The organism is Campylobacter sp. LMG 7929 (assembly GCF_024723595.1).
Taxonomy (GTDB): Bacteria; Campylobacterota; Campylobacteria; order Campylobacterales; family Campylobacteraceae; genus Campylobacter_D.
The window spans coordinates 1-21,958 of the sequence record NZ_JANQCY010000006.1; the positions used below are offsets into that span (position 1 = coordinate 1).

General features: G+C 30.2%; 22 protein-coding genes. 17 read left to right on the top strand and 5 right to left on the bottom strand.

The annotated features are described in order from the left end of the window. Positions 1–1,323, bottom strand: a 1,323-nt coding sequence (locus tag CAMP5118_RS03845; protein WP_337216651.1) for an SGNH/GDSL hydrolase family protein, incomplete at its 3' end; no start/stop codon positions are given. A gap of 163 nt (positions 1,324–1,486) precedes the next feature. Between CAMP5118_RS03845 and CAMP5118_RS03850 the strand changes: the two genes are divergently transcribed. Genes CAMP5118_RS03850 through CAMP5118_RS03860 form a run of 3 tightly spaced genes read left to right on the top strand, consistent with a single transcriptional unit; the run spans position 1,487 to position 4,350 of the window. Continuing rightward, positions 1,487–2,617 (top strand): DUF829 domain-containing protein, encoded by a 1,131-nt coding sequence (locus CAMP5118_RS03850; RefSeq protein ID WP_337216652.1) that lies wholly within the window; start codon positions 1,487–1,489, stop codon positions 2,615–2,617. A gap of 9 nt (positions 2,618–2,626) precedes the next feature. Continuing rightward, positions 2,627–3,994 carry a cytochrome P450 gene (locus CAMP5118_RS03855; protein ID WP_337216653.1) on the top strand — a complete coding sequence of 456 codons (1,368 nt, stop codon included), beginning with the start codon at positions 2,627–2,629 and terminating at the stop codon, positions 3,992–3,994. A gap of 2 nt (positions 3,995–3,996) precedes the next feature. Continuing rightward, positions 3,997–4,350 carry a membrane protein gene (locus CAMP5118_RS03860; protein ID WP_039625388.1) on the top strand — a complete coding sequence of 118 codons (354 nt, stop codon included), beginning with the start codon at positions 3,997–3,999 and terminating at the stop codon, positions 4,348–4,350. Here the strand turns inward: CAMP5118_RS03860 and nusA are convergent. Next, on the bottom strand, positions 4,347–5,438 hold the full coding sequence (nusA, locus tag CAMP5118_RS03865; RefSeq protein ID WP_337216654.1) for a transcription termination factor NusA: 1,092 nt from the start codon (positions 5,436–5,438) through the stop codon (positions 4,347–4,349). The genes CAMP5118_RS03860 and nusA overlap by 4 nt on opposite strands. A gap of 123 nt (positions 5,439–5,561) precedes the next feature. Here nusA and CAMP5118_RS03870 point away from each other — a divergent pair, with 123 nt between their 5' ends. From CAMP5118_RS03870 to CAMP5118_RS03895, 6 genes are read left to right on the top strand one after another with little or no spacing between them, the layout of a single operon-like run. Next, a complete protein-coding gene (locus CAMP5118_RS03870) occupies positions 5,562–5,804 on the top strand; it encodes an HP0268 family nuclease (protein ID WP_039617566.1) in 243 nt (80 codons plus the stop codon). After that, on the top strand, positions 5,801–7,099 hold the full coding sequence (miaB, locus tag CAMP5118_RS03875; RefSeq protein WP_039617568.1) for a tRNA (N6-isopentenyl adenosine(37)-C2)-methylthiotransferase MiaB: 1,299 nt from the start codon (positions 5,801–5,803) through the stop codon (positions 7,097–7,099). The genes CAMP5118_RS03870 and miaB overlap by 4 nt, the downstream gene beginning before the upstream one ends. Continuing rightward, a complete protein-coding gene (locus CAMP5118_RS03880; protein WP_039617569.1) occupies positions 7,083–7,706 on the top strand; it encodes a lysophospholipid acyltransferase family protein in 624 nt (207 codons plus the stop codon). The genes miaB and CAMP5118_RS03880 overlap by 17 nt, the downstream gene beginning before the upstream one ends. 5 nt (positions 7,707–7,711) lie before the next feature. Next, positions 7,712–8,677: a hypothetical protein gene (locus CAMP5118_RS03885; RefSeq protein ID WP_337216655.1), complete on the top strand. Its 966-nt coding sequence runs from the start codon at positions 7,712–7,714 to the stop codon at positions 8,675–8,677. Further along, entirely contained in the window at positions 8,674–9,228 is a 555-nt protein-coding gene (locus CAMP5118_RS03890; RefSeq protein WP_039627963.1) for a hypothetical protein, read from the top strand. Before CAMP5118_RS03885 ends, CAMP5118_RS03890 begins: the two co-directional genes overlap by 4 nt. Beyond that, positions 9,212–9,751, top strand: a complete 540-nt coding sequence (locus CAMP5118_RS03895) for a hypothetical protein (protein ID WP_337216656.1) — start codon at positions 9,212–9,214, stop codon at positions 9,749–9,751. The genes CAMP5118_RS03890 and CAMP5118_RS03895 overlap by 17 nt, the downstream gene beginning before the upstream one ends. Here the strand turns inward: CAMP5118_RS03895 and CAMP5118_RS03900 are convergent. Beyond that, on the bottom strand, positions 9,738–10,535 hold the full coding sequence (locus tag CAMP5118_RS03900) for a membrane lipoprotein lipid attachment site-containing protein (RefSeq protein WP_337216657.1): 798 nt from the start codon (positions 10,533–10,535) through the stop codon (positions 9,738–9,740). The two genes, CAMP5118_RS03895 and CAMP5118_RS03900, sit on opposite strands and share 14 nt — an antisense overlap. A gap of 72 nt (positions 10,536–10,607) precedes the next feature. Between CAMP5118_RS03900 and lgt the strand changes: the two genes are divergently transcribed. The 6 genes from lgt to CAMP5118_RS03930 all read left to right on the top strand — a co-directional run bounded on the left by lgt (position 10,608) and on the right by CAMP5118_RS03930 (position 18,983). Next, positions 10,608–11,423, top strand: a complete 816-nt coding sequence (gene lgt / locus CAMP5118_RS03905) for a prolipoprotein diacylglyceryl transferase (RefSeq protein WP_337216658.1) — start codon at positions 10,608–10,610, stop codon at positions 11,421–11,423. Between the two features lie 77 nt (positions 11,424–11,500). After that, a complete protein-coding gene (locus CAMP5118_RS03910; protein WP_012661076.1) occupies positions 11,501–12,280 on the top strand; it encodes a fumarate reductase cytochrome b subunit in 780 nt (259 codons plus the stop codon). After that, positions 12,264–14,255, top strand: a complete 1,992-nt coding sequence (locus CAMP5118_RS03915) for a fumarate reductase flavoprotein subunit (RefSeq protein ID WP_066007209.1) — start codon at positions 12,264–12,266, stop codon at positions 14,253–14,255. The genes CAMP5118_RS03910 and CAMP5118_RS03915 overlap by 17 nt, the downstream gene beginning before the upstream one ends. Continuing rightward, positions 14,248–14,973 (top strand): fumarate reductase iron-sulfur subunit, encoded by a 726-nt coding sequence (locus CAMP5118_RS03920; RefSeq protein WP_012661078.1) that lies wholly within the window; start codon positions 14,248–14,250, stop codon positions 14,971–14,973. The genes CAMP5118_RS03915 and CAMP5118_RS03920 overlap by 8 nt, the downstream gene beginning before the upstream one ends. Next, positions 14,951–17,176 (top strand): dynamin family protein, encoded by a 2,226-nt coding sequence (locus tag CAMP5118_RS03925; RefSeq protein WP_337216659.1) that lies wholly within the window; start codon positions 14,951–14,953, stop codon positions 17,174–17,176. Before CAMP5118_RS03920 ends, CAMP5118_RS03925 begins: the two co-directional genes overlap by 23 nt. Then, positions 17,166–18,983, top strand: coding sequence for a dynamin family protein (locus CAMP5118_RS03930; protein ID WP_337216660.1), 1,818 nt, complete (start codon positions 17,166–17,168; stop codon positions 18,981–18,983). Before CAMP5118_RS03925 ends, CAMP5118_RS03930 begins: the two co-directional genes overlap by 11 nt. On the opposite strand, the gene CAMP5118_RS03935 is transcribed toward CAMP5118_RS03930, so the two are convergent. Next, positions 18,973–19,557, bottom strand: a complete 585-nt coding sequence (locus tag CAMP5118_RS03935; protein WP_337216661.1) for an NAD(P)H-dependent oxidoreductase — start codon at positions 19,555–19,557, stop codon at positions 18,973–18,975. The genes CAMP5118_RS03930 and CAMP5118_RS03935 overlap by 11 nt on opposite strands. A 419-nt stretch (positions 19,558–19,976) precedes the next feature. On the opposite strand from CAMP5118_RS03935, the gene rrpA reads away from it, so the two are divergent. Next, entirely contained in the window at positions 19,977–20,306 is a 330-nt protein-coding gene (gene rrpA, locus CAMP5118_RS03940) for a MarR family transcription factor RrpA (RefSeq protein WP_214099901.1), read from the top strand. Further along, positions 20,303–20,755 carry a lipocalin family protein gene (locus tag CAMP5118_RS03945; RefSeq protein ID WP_337216662.1) on the top strand — a complete coding sequence of 151 codons (453 nt, stop codon included), beginning with the start codon at positions 20,303–20,305 and terminating at the stop codon, positions 20,753–20,755. Before rrpA ends, CAMP5118_RS03945 begins: the two co-directional genes overlap by 4 nt. Here CAMP5118_RS03945 and CAMP5118_RS03950 read toward each other — a convergent pair. Continuing rightward, complete coding sequence (locus CAMP5118_RS03950; protein ID WP_240385079.1) at positions 20,752–21,834, bottom strand: NAD(P)-dependent alcohol dehydrogenase; 1,083 nt, start codon at positions 21,832–21,834, stop codon at positions 20,752–20,754. The two genes, CAMP5118_RS03945 and CAMP5118_RS03950, sit on opposite strands and share 4 nt — an antisense overlap. Positions 21,835–21,958 lie beyond the last annotated feature (124 nt).

The window sequence follows — 21,958 nt, forward strand, 5'->3', positions numbered from 1 at the left end:
ATCTTTTTGATTTTTAAAATGCTCTTTTTTGATTTTTCTTAGTTCAAAAGGTATTTTAAAATACCCTAGATAACTTTTGCTGTTTTTCATGATAGCTTCTCCAAGCTTATAGCTTAATCTTTCTTTTATCCTTAAGCTAGCTCCATAAAGCCTATTGTTTTGATGGATAAATATCTCATATTCATTTTTTAAGCCTTTGTGATTTAAAAAATGCAAAAGATTATGATTTTGACTTTGTAAAAATGTTTGCATATCAAGTTTTTTTAGTTCATGGTATTCTAACGCTAATTCTTTATAAAATGCTATAGGTGGTATTAAAGAATCATGGGTATTTGTAAGATGAATTTTGCATTCATTTTTTTTATCATTATCATTTTTTAAAAGTAAAATTCCTATTAAATCCACATAATCAAGTCTCAGTGTTTTTTCATTTGCTATGCTTAAGCCTGAACTTTCTTCACTTTGCTTGATAATTTGTGTATTAACATATAAAAAGGTTTGCTCATCACAAATTGCTTTTTCATTTTGTATATCTTGAAAAGTATTGATAAGTCCAAAATTTTTTATTAATTTAAAAGATGAGTTTTCAATACTTATAGATGATATAGCATGGGTTGATGAGTTAGTGTTATTCCAAGTGTGCATGCCTAAGATTTGATAGTTTTTTAACTCTTTTGGAAAAATGATTTTTTCATTAGCTTTAATCTTTGTAGTTTTTTCACAAAAAAATGAGTTTTTATGTTCTATTTTAGTTAAATTTGAAGGTGTGAAGATATGAAATTTTCTTTTTGAGCAAATGATATTTTCTTTAGATTTTTTAAAGCTATGTAAATTTTTAATGATGTTTTTACCAAGCTCTTGCATGGCTAGTGGCATAGGATGGAATTTATAGCTTTGATCAAAATCATAAAGATTATTTTTTTGGTAGTAAAAGTCTACATCGATTAGATTAAAACCATAATAAGCACAATTTTTCCTATGAGCTTCATTGATAGCTTTTGATTTATCATTACAAGCTGGTATGGGGAGTATAAGCACTATGGTAATTTTATTTACTTTGTAAAGTTCTTCGTAAAAATAATCAATATTTCTAAGTATAATACTTAAACTCATAGGACTTAGATAATCGTTGATATTTGATTCGCTGATGAGAAAATCACTTTTATTTATAGTATCTTTACGGCGTATTAACTCATAAAGATTTTGTAAAGAAGTGCTAAGCCCTAAAGCGTAATTATGTAGTGTAATGTCTTTATTTTCAAGACCTATCCTAAGACCATTTTTAACTACACTATTGCTACCACCTAGTAAGATTACATTCATAAGTTCTTTCTTGATTTTATAAATTTTTATTTATTTTATAAAATATTTTTTAATGAATAATTTCAGAGCAAAAACCCCTTATTTTGCCTTTAAATAAGCATTTGACAAAGATAACAACTTTAGCTATATTTTTAAATTCATTTTGAGTTTATTTGGGATTTTAATGGATAAATTGTGTCAAAAAAGAGATGTTTTTTATATAGCTGGTTATGATCCTAGAGGATATAGGCATTATTATGCTATGTTTAAAAAAAATTTAGTCGAGCAAAATGCACTTTTAAATTATGATTATACTTTATCAAAAGCTCAAGTTAATGCTTATCCTTCTTGGCAAATTCAAACCCCACATACAAGCGCTACTTACACCTTTTTAAGCTGGAATGATATAGTTAAAAAAAACTGGTCAGAGGGTATAAAAGATGCTCTGAGTGATTGTTATAGTTTTTTTAGAATTTATACCATCACAGGACTTTTTTTAAAATTTGGTAAAGAATCCCCGCACCAACTTATCACAGGTTATTATCCATTTTTTTATGTACTTTTGAGTTTGATTTTTACTTTATTTTGTGCTTTTGGAAGTTTGTTATATTTGCAAAATTTTCATATTGTTTTGGGAATTTTGGTTTTTATTTTATCATTGGTATTTTTGCCAAAAATATTTTATAAATTAGGCAAGAAATTAGCTGTTTTTTGGATAGCTAGAATTTGTTCTTTTTGTGCAAACTGGGAGAAAAATTCCCAAGGCGAACTTGAATTAAGAATGAATGATTTTGCTAGGATTATTTTTGAAAAACTAAAAGAAAATGTAAATGATAAAAATTACGAACTCATCTTAAGTGCGCACAGTGTAGGAACAGTACTTTGTATAAATGTTTTAGCAAAAGTGCTTAGAAAATGTGAAAAAGAAAATATTTCTTTTGAAAATTTAAAGGTTTTAACTTTAGGTGAGTGCATACCTTTGGTAAGCTATCAAAAAAGATCTTTTGAGTTTAGAAAAGATTTAGAGTATTTAGGAGGTAAAAATTTAATTTGGTATGATTTTACTTCTATTATTGATGGAGCTTGTTTTGCACAAGTTGATTTCATACGCACAAGCGGGGTAAAAGCGCAATTTAGCCCAAAATACCTTTCGGCTAAATTTCATACCTTATATAAAAGCAAAGATTATAAAAAAATCAAAAAAGACAAATATAAAGCACATTTTTTATATTTATTTGCCACACAAATTCAAGGAGTATATAACTTTTTTGAATTTATCATAGGTAAAAATAAACTAGAAGAAAAAATTAAATAGGAGAAAAATATGGGTCAGTGTCCTTTTCATCCAAAGCCTTATAAAAATAAAGCTTCCACATTAACTACTTTTTTGCTAAAAAGAAGATCATGGCTTGATGGACTTTATGAGCGAAGCTATAAGATGATGATGGGTAGAGTAAAAATGCCCGGATTTGATCTATATGTAGTAAATGATCCAAAAGAAGTTAGACGAATTATGGTAGATGAGGTTAGAGAATACCCAAAAAGCCAACTTTTACATGAGCTTTTAGAGCCACTTTTAGGTATAAGCATTTTTACAACTAATGATAGAGTATGGGAAAAGCAAAGAGAGCTTTTAAGACCTTCTTTTGAAATGACAAGAATTTCTAAAGTTTTTAATTTGATGAGTGAAGCAGCTTCTGATATGATGGCAAGATTTGCAAAATATGAAGATAAAGCAGTTATAGAAGTAGATGAAGCTATGACTTTTGTAACTGCAGATGTGATTTTTAGAACCATCATGTCATCAAAACTTGATGAGCAAAAAGGCAAACTTGTTTTAGATGCTTTTGTAACTGTGCAAGAAGAAACAGTTAAAACAGCTATGCGAAGAATGTTTCGCTTCCCAACTTGGCTTTCAAATCTTTTGGGTGAGAGAAAAAGACTTAAAGCAGGCACTACTATACGCAAAGTTTTATCAGATATTATAAAACCAAGATATGACAATGCTCTAAATGATCAAGGAAAATATGAAGATATTTTATCATCATTACTTATGGTGGTGGATGCAGACACAAATGAGAGATTTTCTTTTAATGAAATTTTAGACCAAGTTGCTATGCTTTTCTTAGCAGGCCATGAAACTACTGCAAGCTCGCTAACTTGGACACTATATATTTTAAGTATTTCTCCAAATGAGCAACAAAAAGCCTATGAAGAAATCATGCAAGTTGCGGGTGATGAGGAGTTTAAGATAGAACATATTAGAGCGATGAAATATCTTACAAATGTGTTTAAAGAAAGTTTAAGACTTTATCCACCAGTTGGCTTTTTTGCTAGAGAAGCAAGAAATGATAACAAAATGAGAGATAAGCTTATCAAAAAAGGTTCAGGCGTAGTAGTAGCTCCATGGCTCATCCATAGACATGATAGTTTTTGGGAAAATCCGCATGAGTTTGATCCAAGTCGCCATGAAGATAAAAGCAAGATTAAAAAAGATACTTATATGCCTTTTGGTATGGGAGAGCGTGTGTGTATAGGGCAGGGCTTTGCTATGCAAGAGGCTGTTTTGATTTTAGCTAATATTTTAAGGACTTATAAGTTAGAATTAGAAGAAAATTTTGTACCTGATATAGTAGGAAGACTAACTATAAGATCAGCAAATGGTATGAATATAAGATTTATAAAAAGGTAAAAATGAAAGAAAAATTAGCAGGAACCATACTACTTTGTGCTATCGTTCCTTTAGCGGTGATTAGTTATCTTTTTATTGTTATAGTGGGTACTTTTGGCAATCCTGCTAGGGTTAGACAAGGTGTGAGAGCACTTGATCATTTTGTCAATGCTACTTTGTTTAATGGCTATGCTTGGGAGTCTTTATCATCTCATGCTTGGAGAGAACGCGATAAAAGATGGGCTAAAATAGTTATTAAAATTACAGATTTTTTTGATAAAAATCATTGTCAAAAGGCAAATAAAAGAGAGCAAGAGGTTGTAGATTTGGTTTTAAAGAAAAAACTTACCGAACAAACTGTCGGTAAGCAGCTTTAATTTTCTCCAAATAAAGCTTTAAGATTTTTAAATGCTTCTTCTTGATTATTAGTTTTATCTTCATTATTTACTTCATTAAGCTCTATCTCATATCCAAGAAGCATACTAGCTAGGCGTATGTTTATACCACTTTTTCCTATGGCCTTGCTTTTTTGCTCGCTATTTAGCGTTACAATAGCCTTTTTATCTTCGATACTAACTGAGTTTATAATAGCTGGAGCTAAGCTTCTTGTGATTAAAATTGCCATTTCATTAGAATACTCAATGCAGTCAATATTTTCATTTTTTAATTCTTTGCTTACAGCATTGATTCTAACTCCTTTTATACCCACAGTTGCTCCTACTGCATCAACACTTGGGCTATTAGCTTGTAAGATGATTTTTGCTCTCTCGCCTGGAATTCTTGCACTTGCATAAATATTTATAAGACCATCTTTGATTTCAGGAACTTCAGCTTTTAATAAAGCTTCTAAAAATTTAGGGCTAGTTCTACTAAGCTCCATTCTCATACCTGATTTATCAATATATACATGTCTAATAACAGCCTTAATCACATCACCTACTTTAAATTTTTCACCTTTGATACGATTTTTTCTAGGTAAATATGCACGAAACTCATCAATTTCTACATAAGTATTTTCTTCACTATCTACTCTTACCACGCTACCAAAAACCATGTGTCCTACCATTTTTTGGTATTTTTCATAGATTTTTTCTTCTAAGAGTTTTTGTATATTGTATTCTAATTCTTTATGTAAAATATTTACAGCAGTACGACCTAAATTTTCTAAAGAACATTCATAAGTTAGCTCATCACCAATTTCTACATCTTTAGCTTCTGCCCTTGCTTTACTTAAAGCGATAAAATGCTCATTTTCATTTTCTAATCTTTCATCATTATCAGCTACTATGATGATTTTTTGATAAAGTTGTAAATTTTTACCTGAATCAACAAAAAATTCATACTTATCGCCATAAATTTTCTTAGCAGTATTAATAAGTGCTTTTTTAACTCTTTCTCTGACATCTTCTATTTGTAAATTTTTCTCATTAGCAATGGATTCAATTATATCTGTGATTTTTTCCATAATGACAATACAACCTTAATTTTGGATTTTAAAAGTTTGAAGAATAAAATTATATCTTTAATAAGTTTAATTAAAAGTAAAATTTGCTATAATTTCAGATTAAAAAAACTTGAGGATGATGATATGGATTTAAAAATAGCAAGAACCTCTGTTGATGAAAAGCCAAAAAGCATAAGTTTAGAAAGTATTGAAAAGGCTGTGGATAAAGAAGGTCAAAAATTTTTCTATTTTGATAAAGACAATGCTCACAAGCAATTAATTGCTTTAGTAGAGCATTTTGAAAAAAAAGGAAAATGTGTTTATCATAGAACGATCAAATATGGTTTAGATGATACAGATTTTATGTATGAGGTACACATTCTTTGAGTAAAAAACTTTTTATACAAACTTTAGGTTGTGCTATGAATGTGCGCGATTCAGAGCATATGATAGCCGAACTTAAAGAAAAAGAAAATTACGAACTAACTCAAGATGCAAAAGAAGCAGATTTGATTTTAATCAATACTTGCTCAGTGCGTGAAAAACCCGTACATAAGCTTTTTTCAGAAGTTGGAAGTTTTGAAAAAATTAAAAAAAATGGCGCTAAAATAGGAGTTTGTGGTTGCACTGCTTCACATTTAGGAGATGAGATTTTTAAGCGCGCTCCTAATGTGGATTTTGTTTTGGGTGCTAGAAATGTTTCTAAAATCACAAAGGCTGTAAATACGCCAAAATTTTTAGGTAATGATATAGATTTTGATGAGAGTAATTATGCTTTTGCAGATTTTAGAAATAGCCTTTATAAAACTTATATTAATATCTCTATAGGTTGTGATAAACATTGTACTTATTGTATAGTGCCTCATACAAGAGGAGATGAAATTTCTATACCTTTTGAGATTATTAAAAATGAAGCATTAAAAGCTGTTTCTAAAGGTGCTAAAGAGATTTTTTTACTAGGGCAAAATGTTAATAATTATGGTAAAAGATTTTCTAATGCACATGAAAAGATTAATTTTTCAGATCTTTTAGAAAGACTAAGTGAAATTGAAGGTTTGGAGCGTATCCGCTTTACAAGCCCACATCCATTGCATATGGATGATAGATTTTTAGAGGTTTTTTCTAAAAATCCTAAAGTGTGTAAGTCTATGCATATGCCTTTACAAAGTGGTTCGAGTGAAATTTTAAAGGCTATGAAACGCGGTTATACTAAAGAGTGGTATTTAGATAGAGCCTTGAAACTTCGTTCTATGTGCAAAGATGTGAGTATTTCTACTGATGTGATTGTAGCTTTTCCAGGTGAGAGTGATAAAGATTTTGAAGATACTATGGATGTACTTGAAAAAGTGCGTTTTGAACAAATGTTTTCTTTTAAATACTCTAAAAGACCACTAACTAAAGCTGCGACTATGCCAAATCAAATTCCTGATGATATAGCTTCAAAACGCTTGAGTATTTTACAAGCTAGACATACAGAAATTTTAGATGAAATTGTTGCAAAACAAAAAGATAAAGAATTTGAAGTTTTATTTGAAGAATTAAGAAGTGAAGGTTTTGTAGCAGGTAGAAGTGATAATAACTTTTTGATTCAAGTTAAAGGCAGTGAAGAGTTATTAGGACAAATGAAAAAAGTAAAAATCACCAATCCTAGGCGTATGGTGTTAAATGGCGAAATCCTTTAAGATTAATCTTTTAGCTTTTGGAATTTTTTTATTACAATGGCTGATTTTTTTAACTTGTAGAAAGGTTTATTTGGGGCAAAAGCTTCCAAAAAGATCATGTGTGATACTTTTTTGGCATGGGCGTCTTGCTCTAATGCCTTTTGCTTATCGTAAAATGGGTATTAAAGGAAAAAAGGCTTATGTGATGATTTCACACCATAAAGATGGAGAAATCATTGCTAGAAATATTGCCTTTTTTGGTTTGGATACTTTAAGAGGTAGCACAAGCAAAGGTGCTTTGGCTTTATTAAAACAATCTTTTAAAATTTTAGATCAAGGCGATGATGTGATTATCACTCCAGATGGACCAAGAGGGCCTTATCATAGTGTTTCAGATGGTTCTGTGATGATAGCTTTGAAAAAAAATGCTCCACTTTTTTTGCTAAATTATGAAGCAAGCTCTTTTTGGGAATTTAAAAGTTGGGATAAAATGATCTTACCTAAACCTTTTTCTAAGATTACCTATAGACTAAGTGAAGAAATCAAAATACAAAATTTAAATTTAGAAGAAGCTAAAGTATTGATAAAAGAAAAATTTGATATGATAAGTCAAATAGACAAAGGATAAACACTATGTTATCTTTTTTTAGAAAGTATATTTTACAACTTTTAGTTTGTATTTGCTATGATGAAAAACAATACATTATAAGATGTCATACTTGGAAAAAATCCCAAGCTGTTGATACTTTTGAAAAAAGCTTTGAAGATAAAGAAAAAGCTATAGAATATGTAAAAAATTTAACTAAAGATTTTCAAATTTATTATATATGTACTTTTTTTACCCCTATTGCCCAAGGCGTTGTGCCAAGCTCAAATTTTAAAGATCTTTCCAATTTTGGTGTTGATGCAAGTAGTGTTAAGTGTATTTCTTTTAATAATGGTTTATTATATGCATCTAATCATTCTTTAAGCTCATATGAGCAAGATTATGAGGCTTTTGGTGGTTTAGATTTGCTTTATTCGCCTTTTTCTTTGCTTTATCATTGCATGACAAATAGAGGTTTTGAAGAAAAAATTGGCCTTTATGTATATAGATACCATGATTTTGTTGCGATGCTAATTTGTAAAAATGAAGCTATATTATTTGGAAGTTATTTTAATATAGCTAGTCAAAATTATGATGAAGATGATTTTTTTGATGATATTAAAGAAGAATTTGATTTACAAATTGATGATGAAAATCAAGAAGAAGAAAATGAACAAAATTATGACTTAAAAAGTTTAGAAGAAATGAGTCAAGAGCTTGATAAACTTGAGGAATTAGATGAAGAAAAAGAAGAGCTTCCTATTGAGTCTTTAGAAAATTTTAGCTCAGATATGAAAATGATAGAATACATCATCTCAAGTGTAAAAGAATTTTATCAAAATCCTTTGTATGATAATAGCTTTTTGGAAGAAATTGTGATTTTTGATGAGGAAAGTTTTAGTTCGACCTCGCTTGATTATTTAGAAAATGAGCTTTTTATAAAGCCTAAAGTAGAACTTGTAGATACTTTAAATTTGATGAATGAACTTATGGTGAAGGACTTAAAATTATGAGATATAGTCTAATCAAACCTAAGATAAAACCTGTTTTTAATCTTTTTACTAGAATTTGGATTTATTTTACTAGTATTAGTGTTGCTTTAATTTTTGTAGTATTTATTGTGGTAGTTTTTAAAAGCTATTATGCGTCTGTGCAACTTGATAATAAAAAAGAAGAATTAGCTCAAATTATCGCACAAATTAATGCTAATAAGCTTAAATATCAAGAATTAGTAAGACAAAATGATAAAGCAGAGTTGATTTTGGGAGATTTAGAGCAAGAACAAGAAAATGGTAAAAATAAAGTTTTATTAAAAAGTATTCAAAATCTTTTTACTCTAGTGCCTAAAAACATATCTTTAGATGAGGTTTTAATGGAAGATAGATCACTTATTTTAAGAGGCATTACACCTACTAAAGAAATGTTTGCGTTATTATTAGAGGCTCCATTAAGAAGTATTTTTTCCAATTCTCAAACAAGTTATTATCAATTAGAAAATGGGTGGTATCGCTTTGTAAGTGTAAATATCACTATACCAGAGGAAATGTATGAGCAAAAACGATAAGAGCTTAGAAGAAGCTGATGTATTAAAGATATTGATTTACTCTTTTTCATTTGTTGCACTTTGTGCGATTTTGATTTTATTTTTAATCGTACCTTTTTTGAAAGATTATAAAATCGAACATTCAAGATTAGCAACCCAGCAAATTCAAAACACTAAAGCAATAAACGAATTACAAGCTTTAGAAAAAGCTATTGATGAGTTTCAAAAGCTGAATGCGCAAAATTTAGCTCAAATCAATACGGAATTTTCACAAAAAGAATTATTGGAATTTATGAAAAATTACTTTGATGATGTAAAAATCAATCTCATTCCTATTAAAAAAGAGCAAGAGTATCTAAAATATCAGTTTGGAGCTAATGTAAAGATGAAAAATCCTCAAGCTTTTTATTCTTTTTTAAATGATTTGCAAAGATATAAAAATTTAATAGAAATTAGCACTCCTGTAGAGTTTAAATCCGAAGAAAAACACATCAATCTTAAATTTAAGATCAAAGTGTTTTACGCACAAGCTATTCAAAAATGATTACTTCATTATTTTGATAAGGAGTAACTTTTTCTTCTTTTTTATCATCTTGTTTTGTATCTTGAACTTCTGAGTTTTCTTGTGTTTTTGGTTCTTCTTTGATTTCTTTTACACTAGTTTTTAAACTAGATGTGATTTCTTTATAAAAAGCAACAAAAACTTTATCAATTTCTAAAGCACTTGCTGCAAGACTTTCATTAACTTGGGTTGGAACAGCACTATATACCTCTCTAAAACTTTCTATGCTTGCTTGTCCTTTTATAGGATAATTTAAAACAATAGGATCGTTTAATTTTGCTGAGCTTGTTGTACTTTGGAAAGTATCTTCTTGGTGTAAATTATTTAAATGACTTTGAGCTTCTAAAATAATCATAAAAGAAGATTCCACACTATCGCCTCCAAGACTTGAATTTCTTGTAACCTTATCTTCATATAAACTAGCATTGATAACTATATTAAAAGCATAATCAGGATTTTCATTATCTATAATATATCCCTTACTTTGAAGCAATGCTTTGCTATCTTCTAAAAGTTGTTTTTTGAGTAATTCTAAGCTTTTATTAATTCTTTGATTTAGGGTAGATTGCTCAAAATATGAACTATAAAAAGTATTTTTTATAATTTCTACATCATTGATTTTGACTTTAGGACTATTAGCATTTGTGTAGTTGTGTTCTTCAAAAGTACTTTTAAAATTTGGCATAGAAATATAATAAGTTTTTTGATTGCCAGCGCAAGCACTTAAAAATAAAATTATGCTAAAAAATAATAATATTTTTTTCATTTTCTCTCCTTTTGATTTTTATAATTATAACAATTTTTTGCTATATTATATGTTTTATAATAAGGGCTTTTTATGGAATTTTGGCAAAATATTTATGCAAATTTTGATGTGGTAGCTTTTGAAATTTTTGGTTTAAAAGTGCATTGGTATGGCATTATGTATGTGTTAGCTTTGCTTGTTGCTTTAATGGTTGCAAAATACTATGCGATTAAAGACAATATGGGAATTTCAAAAGCTATGCTTGATAGCTATTTTATATGGGTAGAAATAGGGGTGATTTTAGGTGCAAGATTGGGTTATATTTTAATTTATGATGCGCATACTTTATGGTATCTTACGCATCCTTGGCAAATTTTTAATCCTTTTTATAGTGGAGAATTTGTAGGGATTAGGGGTATGAGTTACCATGGAGCTGTTGTTGGATTTTTAATAGCAACTTATGCTTTTTGTAAAAAAAATAAGCAAAATTTATGGAAATATTTAGATTTGGTTGCTATTAGTGTGCCATGTGGATATATTTTTGGTCGTATTGGAAATTTTTTAAACCAAGAGCTATTTGGTAGAGCTACGGAAGTGCCTTGGGGTATTTATGTAGATGGGATATTACGTCATCCATCGCAGCTTTATGAGGCATTTTTAGAAGGTTTTGTAGTTTTTGCTATTTTATTACTAATAAAAAAATATAAAAAATACAATGGAGAATTGATTGCTTATTATACGATTTTGTATGCTCTAGCGCGTTTTGTATGTGAGTTTTTTAGAGAACCTGATTTTGGCATAGGCTTTGTTGCTTTTGGTATGAGCATGGGTCAGATATTAAGCTTATTAATGTTTTTATTAGGACTATTTTTATCTTTTTATTTAAGAAATATTAAAAAAAATTTATAAATTTTTATTTATTTTAAGAATAAAAGTTCTATAATTGCTCCGATATTAAAACTTATCAACTTTTAAAAGGAGTAAATATGAGCCAACTCATTGAAGGTTTTTTAGGCAAGAGTATTGATGGCAAAAAAAGCAAAATGCCAGCAAAACTTGACTATATTCAAAGTGCAACAGGCTTAATTTTAGGCTTGTTTATGTGGGCACATATGTTGTTCGTTTCTACCATTTTGGTTAGTGATGATTTTTTTGATTCAGTGGTTCACTTTTTAGAACTAAAATTTATCATTAATAGCCCTATGATGAGCTACATCACTTCTTTCTTGGCTGCCTGTGTTTTGGTTATTTTCTTTGTGCATGCAGGTCTTGCAATGAGAAAATTCCCTATTAATTTCAGACAATACCAACTTTGTAGAACACACTTAAAATATATGAATCATGGTGATTCATCTTTATGGTGGGTTCAAGCTGCAACTGGTTTTGTAATGTTTTTCTTGGGTTCTGCACACTTAATTTTTATCATTACTAATGCAGATAAAATCAGTGCTGATATGTCAGGCGATAGAGTAGTGAGCCATTTTATGTGGTTATTTTACATTGCCTTATTAATTTGTGTTGAGTTGCATGGTAGTATTGGTCTTTATAGATTATGTGTAAAATGGGGTTGGTTTGAAGGTAAAGATGCAAAAGAAAGTCGTAAAAAACTTAAAAAAGCAAAATGGTTTATTAGTATTTTCTTCTTAGTTTTAGGTGTATTAAGCTTAGCTGCTTTTGCAAAAATAGGCTTTAATAATTACCAAAACAACTCTGTAGCGCAAATAGTAAAAACTTATGATGGAGCTAAATATGAACATACAATATAGTGATGCTTTAGTTATCGGTGGTGGTCTTGCAGGTTTAAGAGCTGCTATTGAAGTTGCAAAAAGTGGTCAAAGTGTAACTTTATTAAGTATTTGTCCAGTTAAAAGATCTCACTCAGCTGCTGTACAAGGTGGTATGCAAGCGAGTTTAGGAAATAGCGTTAAAGGCGAGGGAGATAATGAAGATGTGCATTTTGCTGATACAGTAAAAGGATCTGACTGGGGTTGTGATCAAGAAGTTGCAAGAATGTTTGCGCAAACTGCTCCAAAAGCTGTGCGTGAGCTTGCTGCTTGGGGTGTGCCTTGGACTAGGGTTACAAAAGGACCTAGAACTGTAGTTATCAATGCTCAAAAAACTACCATTGAAGAAAAAGAAGAAGCACATGGTCTTATAAATGCAAGAGACTTTGGTGGTACTAAAAAATGGAGAACATGTTATATCGCTGATGCAACAGGGCATTGTATGCTATATGGTGTGGCAAATGAAGCGATTAAACATCAAGTTAAAATCATCGATAGAATGGAAGCAGTAAGAATTATCCATGATGGTAAAAAATGTCTAGGGGCTATTGCTAGAGATTTAACTAATGGAGAATTAATTGCTTATGTTGCTAGAGGAACTATGATTGCAACAGGTGGTTATGGTAGAATTTATAAACAAACTACAAATGCTGTTATTTGTGAAGGTACGGGAGCTGCTATTGCACTTGAAACTGGACTTTGCAGACTTTCAAATATGGAAGCAGTGCAATTTCACCCAACTCCAATCGTGCCAAGTGGTATCTTACTAACTGAAGGTTGTAGAGGTGATGGTGGTATCTTAAGAGATGTTGATGGTTACCGCTTTATGCCTGATTATGAGCCTGAGAAAAAAGAACTTGCAAGTAGGGACGTTGTAAGTCGTAGAATGATGGAGCATATTAGAAAAGGTAAAGGTGTAAAAAGCCCTTATGGAGATCATTTATGGCTTGATATTTCTATCCTTGGTCGTGCTCATGTTGAAAAAAATCTTCGTGATGTTCAAGATATTTGTAAAACATTTAATGGTATTGATCCTGCTGATGAGGGTCCAAAAGGCTGGGCGCCAGTTTTACCTATGCAACATTACTCAATGGGTGGTATTAGAACTAAACCAACCGGCGAAAGTCAATGGCTAAATGGTCTTTTTGCGTGTGGTGAAGCAGCTTGCTGGGATATGCACGGATTTAACCGCTTGGGTGGAAATTCATGTTCAGAAACTGTTGTTGCAGGTATGATCGTAGGGGATTATTTTGCACAATATTGTAAAGAAAATGGTAATGATATTGATACAAATATTGTTAAATCTTTCCTTTCTAAAGAGTATGATTACTTAAAATCTCTTGTTAGTAAAGAAGGAAAACATGATGTATTTGAAATCAAAAACAGAATGAAAGACATTATGTGGGAAAAAGTAGCTATCTTTAGAACAGGTCAGGGTCTTGAAGAAGCGGTTAAAGAGCTTGAAGAGTTATACCAAAAATCACTTGATTTAAAAGTGCATGATAAAGAATTAAAATGTGCAAATCCAGAGCTTGAAGAAGCTTATAGAGTTCCAAGAATGCTAAAAATTGCTTTATGTGTTGCTTATGGTGCGCTTTTAAGAACAGAAAGCCGCGGGGCTCATTATAGAGAAGATTATCCAAAAAGAGATGACTTAAATTGGATGAAAAGAACAAATACTTACTGGGTGGAAGGTGAAAGTATGCCTAGAGTTGAGTATGAAGATCTTGACATTATGAAAATGGAAATCCCGCCTGCATTTAGAGGTTATGGTGCTAAAGGAAATATCATTGAAAACCCATTAAGCGAAAAACGCCAAGCTGAAGTTGATGCAATCCGTGAAAAAATGGAAGCAGAAGGCAAAGGAAGATATGAAATTCAACATGCTTTAATGCCTTATGAATTACAAGCTAAATTTAAAGCACCAAACCAAAGAATAGGAGTTGATTATGAGTAGAAAATTAACAATAAGAGCATTTAAATATAATCCATTAAGTAAAATTTCTAAGCCTCATTTTGTTACTTATGAGCTTGAAGAAACTCCATTTATGACGATTTTTGTGTGCTTAACTCAAATCAGAGAAAAAATGGATGCGGATTTGAGTTTTGACTTTGTATGTAGAGCAGGGATTTGTGGAAGCTGTGCTATGATGATTAATGGTAAGCCAAAACTTGCTTGTAAAACATTAACAAAAGACTATCCAGATGGCGTTATAGAGCTTATGCCTTTACCTGCATTTAGACACATTAAGGACTTAAGTGTTAATACAGGTGAGTGGTTTGATGGTATGTGTAAACGCGTTGAAAGCTGGGTGCATAATGAAAAAGAAACAGATATTTCTAAACTTGAAGAACGTATTGAGCCAGAAGTTGCTGATGAGACTTTTGAGCTTGATCGTTGTATAGAGTGTGGAATTTGTGTTGCTTCTTGTGCGACTAAGTTAATGAGACCTGACTTTATCGCAGCTACTGGGCTTTTAAGAACAGCTAGATATTTACAAGATCCACATGATCACAGAACCATAGAAGATTTTTATGAATTAGTGGGCGATGATGATGGTGTATTTGGATGTATGTCTTTACTTGCATGTGAAGATAATTGTCCAAAAGAACTACCTTTACAAAGCAAAATCGCTTATATGAGAAGACAGCTTGTCGCTCAAAGAAACAAATAATCTTTGCCCCCAAGAAAAGGGGGCGCTTAAAACCTTACTAAAACAAATTTGGCAAAATCATAGTGTTTATCTTGATACAAATACACTTTTTGATGAAAGTTTAATTGATGCTCAAAAAGCAGCAATTCTTTTAAGTACTAATCTTGATAATTATGAAAGATTTAGTGCTTTAAATGAATTTAAAAGTTTGATGAAAAGTTTAAATTTACGCTTAGATCTTTATGGTATTCAGTATGCACAGGTTTGTTTTATTAATGCTTTAAATTTAGGAATTTTAGATAAAAACGAGCTTTTAAAATCCTTGGAAAAACTTCAAAAAATCACTGATAATACTTTAATATATGCTTTTGTATCTAGACAAAAAGTCATTCAAAAAGATTACAAGCAAGAAGTTAAAAACTCACATCAAACACTAGATCTCATTAATCAAAACTTACAAGAGCTTTGCGAGGATGAAAAAGCTCAAAAACTCTTACAAGAAGCTTTGGTTAAATTTAGTAATATTGATTTTTCTATCGCAGTAACAGGCGTGGTAAATGCAGGTAAATCAAGTATGCTAAATGCACTTTTGAAAAAAGATTTTTTAGGTGTATCTAATGTGCCTGAAACTGCAAATTTGAGCGTTTTAAAATACGGCAAAGACCAAAAAGCTAAGATATATTTTTGGAATGAAGAAGAATGGCAAGAAATTTTAAAAAGCTCTAAAGATAATCAAGATATGCAAGAGCTTATAAAACAACTTGAACAAAATTTTAATCTAAATGAGTATATTGAAAAAGAAAATAAAAATATAGAAATAAAAATTGAAGAATTAAAAAATTACACTAGTGCAAAAAACAAAATTTCAGCACTTATTAAAAAAATAGAGCTTTTTGCATCGCTTGATTTTTTAAAAGATAATGTTTGTATAGTTGATACTCCAGGACTTGATGATGTGATCATCCAAAGAGAGTTTTTAACAAAAGCTTATATAAGCAAAGCCGACTTTTTAATCCACCTTATGAATACTTCTCAAAGTCTTAGTCAAAAAGATTGTGATTTTATTATAGAATGTTTGCTAACTTCAAGAGTAAGTAAGCTTTTGATTGTGCTTACTAAAGCTGATTTACTTAGTCAAAAGGACTTGCAAGAAGTGATTAGCTATACTAAAAATAAACTCAAAGAAAATTTAGCACAAAAGCAGCTTAGCCAAGAATTATTAGATAATGTAGATTTTGTGTGTATCTCTTCAAAACTAGCCAATGATTTTTATCAAAAAAAAGGTGGAAATTTAGAACAAAGTAATATTTTAACACTAGAAGAACTTATAGCTAAAAGCTTATATGATAAAAACAAAATTGCTCTAAGTGCTTATAAAAAAGAATTGTTATTACATTTAGAAAAAATAGAAGAAAAAATTAAATTTTCTAATAAAATGCTAAATTATGAAAGTTTTGAGCTTGATAAACAAAATCAAACTATTATCAATGACTTTAAAGCAAAAAAAGAAAAATTAATGCAAGTAAAAGCAGAGCTAAGTGTTATTTTTAACACAAAAGATGAAAATACTCAAGAAATTTTAACGCTTTTACATTTGCTAGCTAAGAAATTAAAAGAAAAACTCATAGATGAGCTAAAATATAATCAAAATAATAAAATCAAAAATAGTACTCAAAGACTAAATACTATCATCGATACGACTTTAAAAGATGGAATTTTTGATCTTTTAAGAGAGTTAAAACAGCAAAGTGAGTATAAGATCAATGAGCTTAAAACCACACTAAGTGTGAAATATGATTTTTTAAAAGCTATTTTAGAGCAAAATTGTGATGATTTTAAAAGTAAGGTTGAAACAAAAATAGAAAGTATTTTCGCTAATGATCTTTTTATGACATTAAAAGCGGAACTTTTAAAAAATTTAGAATCAACTCACGATATTTATAAACTAGAAAGCTCTTTAGAAAATAAAATTTTAGAAAAATTACAAACGTTTAATATAGAAAAAATTGCCCTAGATTTAAAAAATAATCAAGAATTTTTTACTAATTTAGAGCTTAGTTTAAATTTATACGAAAAAGAACAAGAAGAGCAAATCAAAGACTTAAAAGACTTGATTTTACAAATAGAGCAAAATGAACAAAACTCCAAAGAGCTTTTAGAAAAAAATAATACAAAATTACAAAGTTTAAAGATTTTAAAAACGGAGCTTTTAAATGCAAAATGATTTGATTGATGATTTTTTAAAAGCTTATGAAAATGCTTATTGTAAAAGTTTTGATGATAGTTTTGAAGGAAAAATTTTAGCGATTAAAAATGCATTTTTAGAGCCAAGTTTGCATTTAAATGATGTCTTTTTAAAAGATCTTGAGATGATTATAGCTAGCTATAAAAGAGCCATTAATGTGGCCATTATAGGGCAATTTTCAAGCGGTAAATCCACGCTTTTAAATTTAATTTTACAAAAAGAATGCCTGCCAACAGGTGTGGTGCCAGTGACTTTTAAGCCTACTTTTTTACGTTATGCTAAGGAGTATTTTTTAAGAGTTGAATATGAAGATGGTAGTGATGAGATTGTAGATATAGACGAGCTTTCTAAATTTAGCGATCAAAGAAATGAGCTAAAGGAAACTAAAGGTTTGCACCTTTTTGCGCCTATTGAGCTTTTAAAAGATATCACGCTTATAGATACCCCAGGTTTAAATGCAAACACCACTGACACGCTAACTACTTTTAAAGAGCTTTCTTTTATGCATAGTGCTATTTGGCTTAGTTTGATTGATAATGCAGGTAAAAAAAGTGAAGAAGATGCTATAAAAGCAAATACTAAGCTTTTAGAGCGTGGTGGGATTTGCGTGCTAAATCAAAAAGATAAGCTAAGTCAAGATGAGCTAGAAAATGTTTTAAATTATGCGCATTTGGTTTTTGATAAGTATTTTGAAAAAATCATCGCAATTTCATGCAAAGAAGCAAAATTTGATTTACAAAAGTCAAATTTACCTTTACTTTATGAGTATTTAAAAGAACTTGATTATGAGCGTATTAAAAAAGATTTTATTAAAGAAAAACTTGGTAATTTATGCGAGCTTTTGTCAAATCAATATGATTTGTTTCAAAATGCACTAGAGCAATTAGAGCTTAAATTTAATACTATTTTGCAAACTTTCAAAGTAAGCAAACTAGAGCAAAAAATCAAAATTTTAAATCATAACTGTTTAGATAAATTAAAACTTGTTGGAGAAAAAATTTCTCAAGAAATTTTAAAATTTATTAAAGAAAAAGATAGTAGTTATTACAGGGAAGCCAAGGGTTTATTTAAGAAAAATCTTTATGAAAAAGTTGCTTATAAAGCACCGTATCTTTCAAGTGATGATGCGTTTTTGGCTATGTTTTATAATTCTGAAGCAATGAATAAGGAATTTAAAAGATTAAAAAATGAAATCGCCTTAGAATTTAGTCAAATCAAAGATTATTTTTCTTTATTTTTTACTCATTTAGAAGAGCAAATTTTGCTTTTTAAGGCTCAATTTTCAAATTTACAAAAAGAAAATGTCTTAGAAAGTGAAAAAGAATTTGCTAGCTTTAGAAGCTTTGCTAGTGCTAGCGAGGAGCTTTTTTTAAAAGATTTTAAGCAATTATTGTTTAAAAGCCAACTTGAACTTGATTTATTTTTAGAAAAGCTTAATCTAAAAGCTTTAGCAAATTATGAAAGCGCTACTAAACTTACTTTGGGATTTTTTAGCGCTAAAATGAATGCGAGTAAAGAATTTTACGAGCTTGATAGCACTGAGTTTAGCTTGTATCATCCAAAAGCAAGTGAAGTACATCAAAGAGTATTAACTGAGCTTAATGTGTATGAATTTGAAGATTTACTTTTAAATAAGCCTGTAGTTTTAAAAATTTATAAAAATTATATGCAAAGCTTTGTCGATTTTGCAGAAGCTAAAAGGCAGATTATTTTGAATTTAAAAAGTGAATTTGAGGCTAAAAAATCAATGATTTCTAGCATCAAATCCCAAATTTCTAAGCTTTAAAAATTGTTTCTAAGTGCGCCTTGTAGTTTGTAAAATATTCTTGTACTTGAGGATTTTTGATTACATCATTAGCTATAAAAGTAGGTAAAGCACTCATACCTAAGAACTCATGTGCTTTATGAAAGTGTAAATACATTCCATCAACCCCAACTCCATTAAAAAATTCATTCTTATCATCAAAGGCTTGCATTGGAGCATTCCAAGTTAGTGAAAGCATGTATTTTTTATTTTTTAAAAGCCCGCCTGTGCCATAATTTTTAGTAGGTTCGTTATGACTTCTACCATCGTTTTTATAAAATACTCCATGTCCAGCTGTAAAAACATCATCAATGTATTTTTTCACTATCCAAGGTTCTCCCATCCACCAACCAGGCATTTGCCAAATCAAAACATCAGCATTTAGAATTTTTTCTACTTCATCGTTTGTATCATAGCCTTGATCTATATGTGTTTGCTGGATTTGCAAACCAAGATCTTTTAAGGTTTTAAGTGCAAGCTCATGTAAGCTTGTGTTTAGTCTTCCTTTAGAGTGTCCAAAGTCTTTTGCACCGTTTAATAATAATACCTTTTGCATATTTTATCCTTTTGCATTTTTTTGAAATTATAATTTAACTATAATTTTATTTCAATACTGAAATTTATGTAAGATACTATACTATAAGAAAGTTTAATTATATTTTTATACTATTAAGGTAGAATGTATAGAATAAGATATCTTTGCTTTTTGGTCTCGAAGTTAGAATATACTGAAATATACTATAAATTAAATCAATGTGAAGCATTTTGCTTCACGTATTATTTTTCGCTACTATCTTTTTCTTTTTTCTTTTTCCATAAATGAAGTGCAACTCCACATGCACCACCAACAATAGCAGCAATGATAAGATTTGTGATGAAATCCATCGAAATCCTTTTTAATGTGTTTTCATTTTGATAAAAAATGATTTTGGATTATAATATAAAAAAGCATAATACTATATAAAAGGAAAGTATATGGAAGAAAAGTGCGATTTTACAGAATGTGGGTTTAACTATACCTTGTCTTTGATTTCAGGAAAGTATAAGATGAGTGTTTTGTATTGTTTATTTCGCTATGAAGTTGTAAGATATAATGAACTTAAAAGATATCTTGGTAATATTTCTTTTAAGACTTTGACGCATACTTTAAGAGAGCTTGAAAATGATGATTTAATCACGCGTAAAGAATATCCACAAATCCCTCCAAAAGTAGAATACAGCCTTGCTAAAAAAGGTCAAAGTTTAATCCCTATTTTACAGGCAATGTGTGATTGGGGTGAGGAAAATCAAAAGGAAGAAAAATGATAGAATTATTAGATGATATAAATTTAGAAAAATACATGGGTACATGGTTAGAAATGGTTAGAAAACCTGCTTTTTTTCAAAAAACTTGCAAAAGTGCTAAAGCAGAATATGAGCTAGAGTATGAAGGTTCTACGCCTATAATTAAAGTCAAAAATATATGCACAAAAGAAAATGGAGAAATCTCTCAAGCAAATGGCAAAGCTAGGGTAAAATCACCAAGATCTTTAGCGGTTAAATTTAGTATTTTTATGAATATTTTTAACAAGCCAAATTATGAGATTATTTATATTGATACAAATTATCAAGTTTCTATTGTAGGTAGTCCTGATAAAAAATATTTATGGATTTTATCAAGAGAGATTTTGGCAAAAGAGCAAATAAACTCTTTGCTTGAAATAGCCAAGCAAAGAGGTTTTGATACTAGCGATGTGATTTTTGATGAGTATTAATTTTCTGCACTCATATCGATTACATAGCGGAATTTGGCTTTTCCTGAAGTGAGATTTTCATAAGCTTTGTCAATCTCGCTTGGTTTGATAAGTTCAATTTCAGGATAAATTCCATGTTCTAAAGAAAAATCAAGCATTTCTTGAGTTTCTTTAATACCCCCAATAAGCGAGCCATATACTTTTTTACCTGCTTTAAATACAAAATGAATGATGTTAATGCTAGGGCTTACTTCATGCGGAGGTAATCCTACTATAGCCATCTCACCACCAAATTTTAACAAATCCATATAAGCTAGCGGATCATAAGGGGTTGGTATAGTAGAGATGATGAGGTCAAATCTTTCTTTTACCACGCTTTTGTCTGTACTAGTATAAAAATTACTCACACCCATAGCTAGAGCTTCTGCTTTTTTGTTCTCATTTCTTGCAAAAACACTTACTTTTGCCCCCATTTTTACAGCATATTTTACTGCCATCATACCAAGCCCACCAAAACCTGCTACGGCTACACTTGAGCCTTCTTTGATGTTTGAAAATTTAAGCGGTGAGTAGGTAGTAATACCCGCACAAAGTAAAGGCGCTACTTTGTCAAGTGGAGCATTTTTTGGTACATTGATAGCAAATTTTTCACTTACTACGATGTTATTTGAGTAGCCTCCATAGGTGTTTTCATTATCATGAAATACATCTTTGCAGTTATAAGTGTAGATGGTTTTACCATTTTCGCAAAATTGCTCTTGAGATTTTTTGCATGCTTCGCACTCTCCGCATGAGTTGACCATGCACCCAACCCCAGCAAAATCACCTACTTTAAATTTACTCACATTTTCACCCACTGCGATAACTTCTCCTGCTATTTCATGGCCAGGTACGCAAGGGTAGGTTGCCTCGCCCCATTCGCTTCTTGCGGTGTGTATGTCACTATGACAAATTCCTGCGTATTTGATGGCGATTAAGATGTCGTTTTTACCTACTTTATGGCGTGTAAATTCAAAAGGGGTGAATTTAGAATCCTTGCTAAGCATAGCATAACCTTTGCTTTTAACACGACCATTTTCTAAAAAGATTTTTGAGTCCATTTTCTCTCCTTTGTGGTTTTTGAAATTATATTAAAGCTAGGTTTTTATTGCAATAGGGAAAATAAAGTAAGATACTATACTCAAGGTGCGTTTGTGGGTTTTGGTTTGATTTTTATGGTATAAT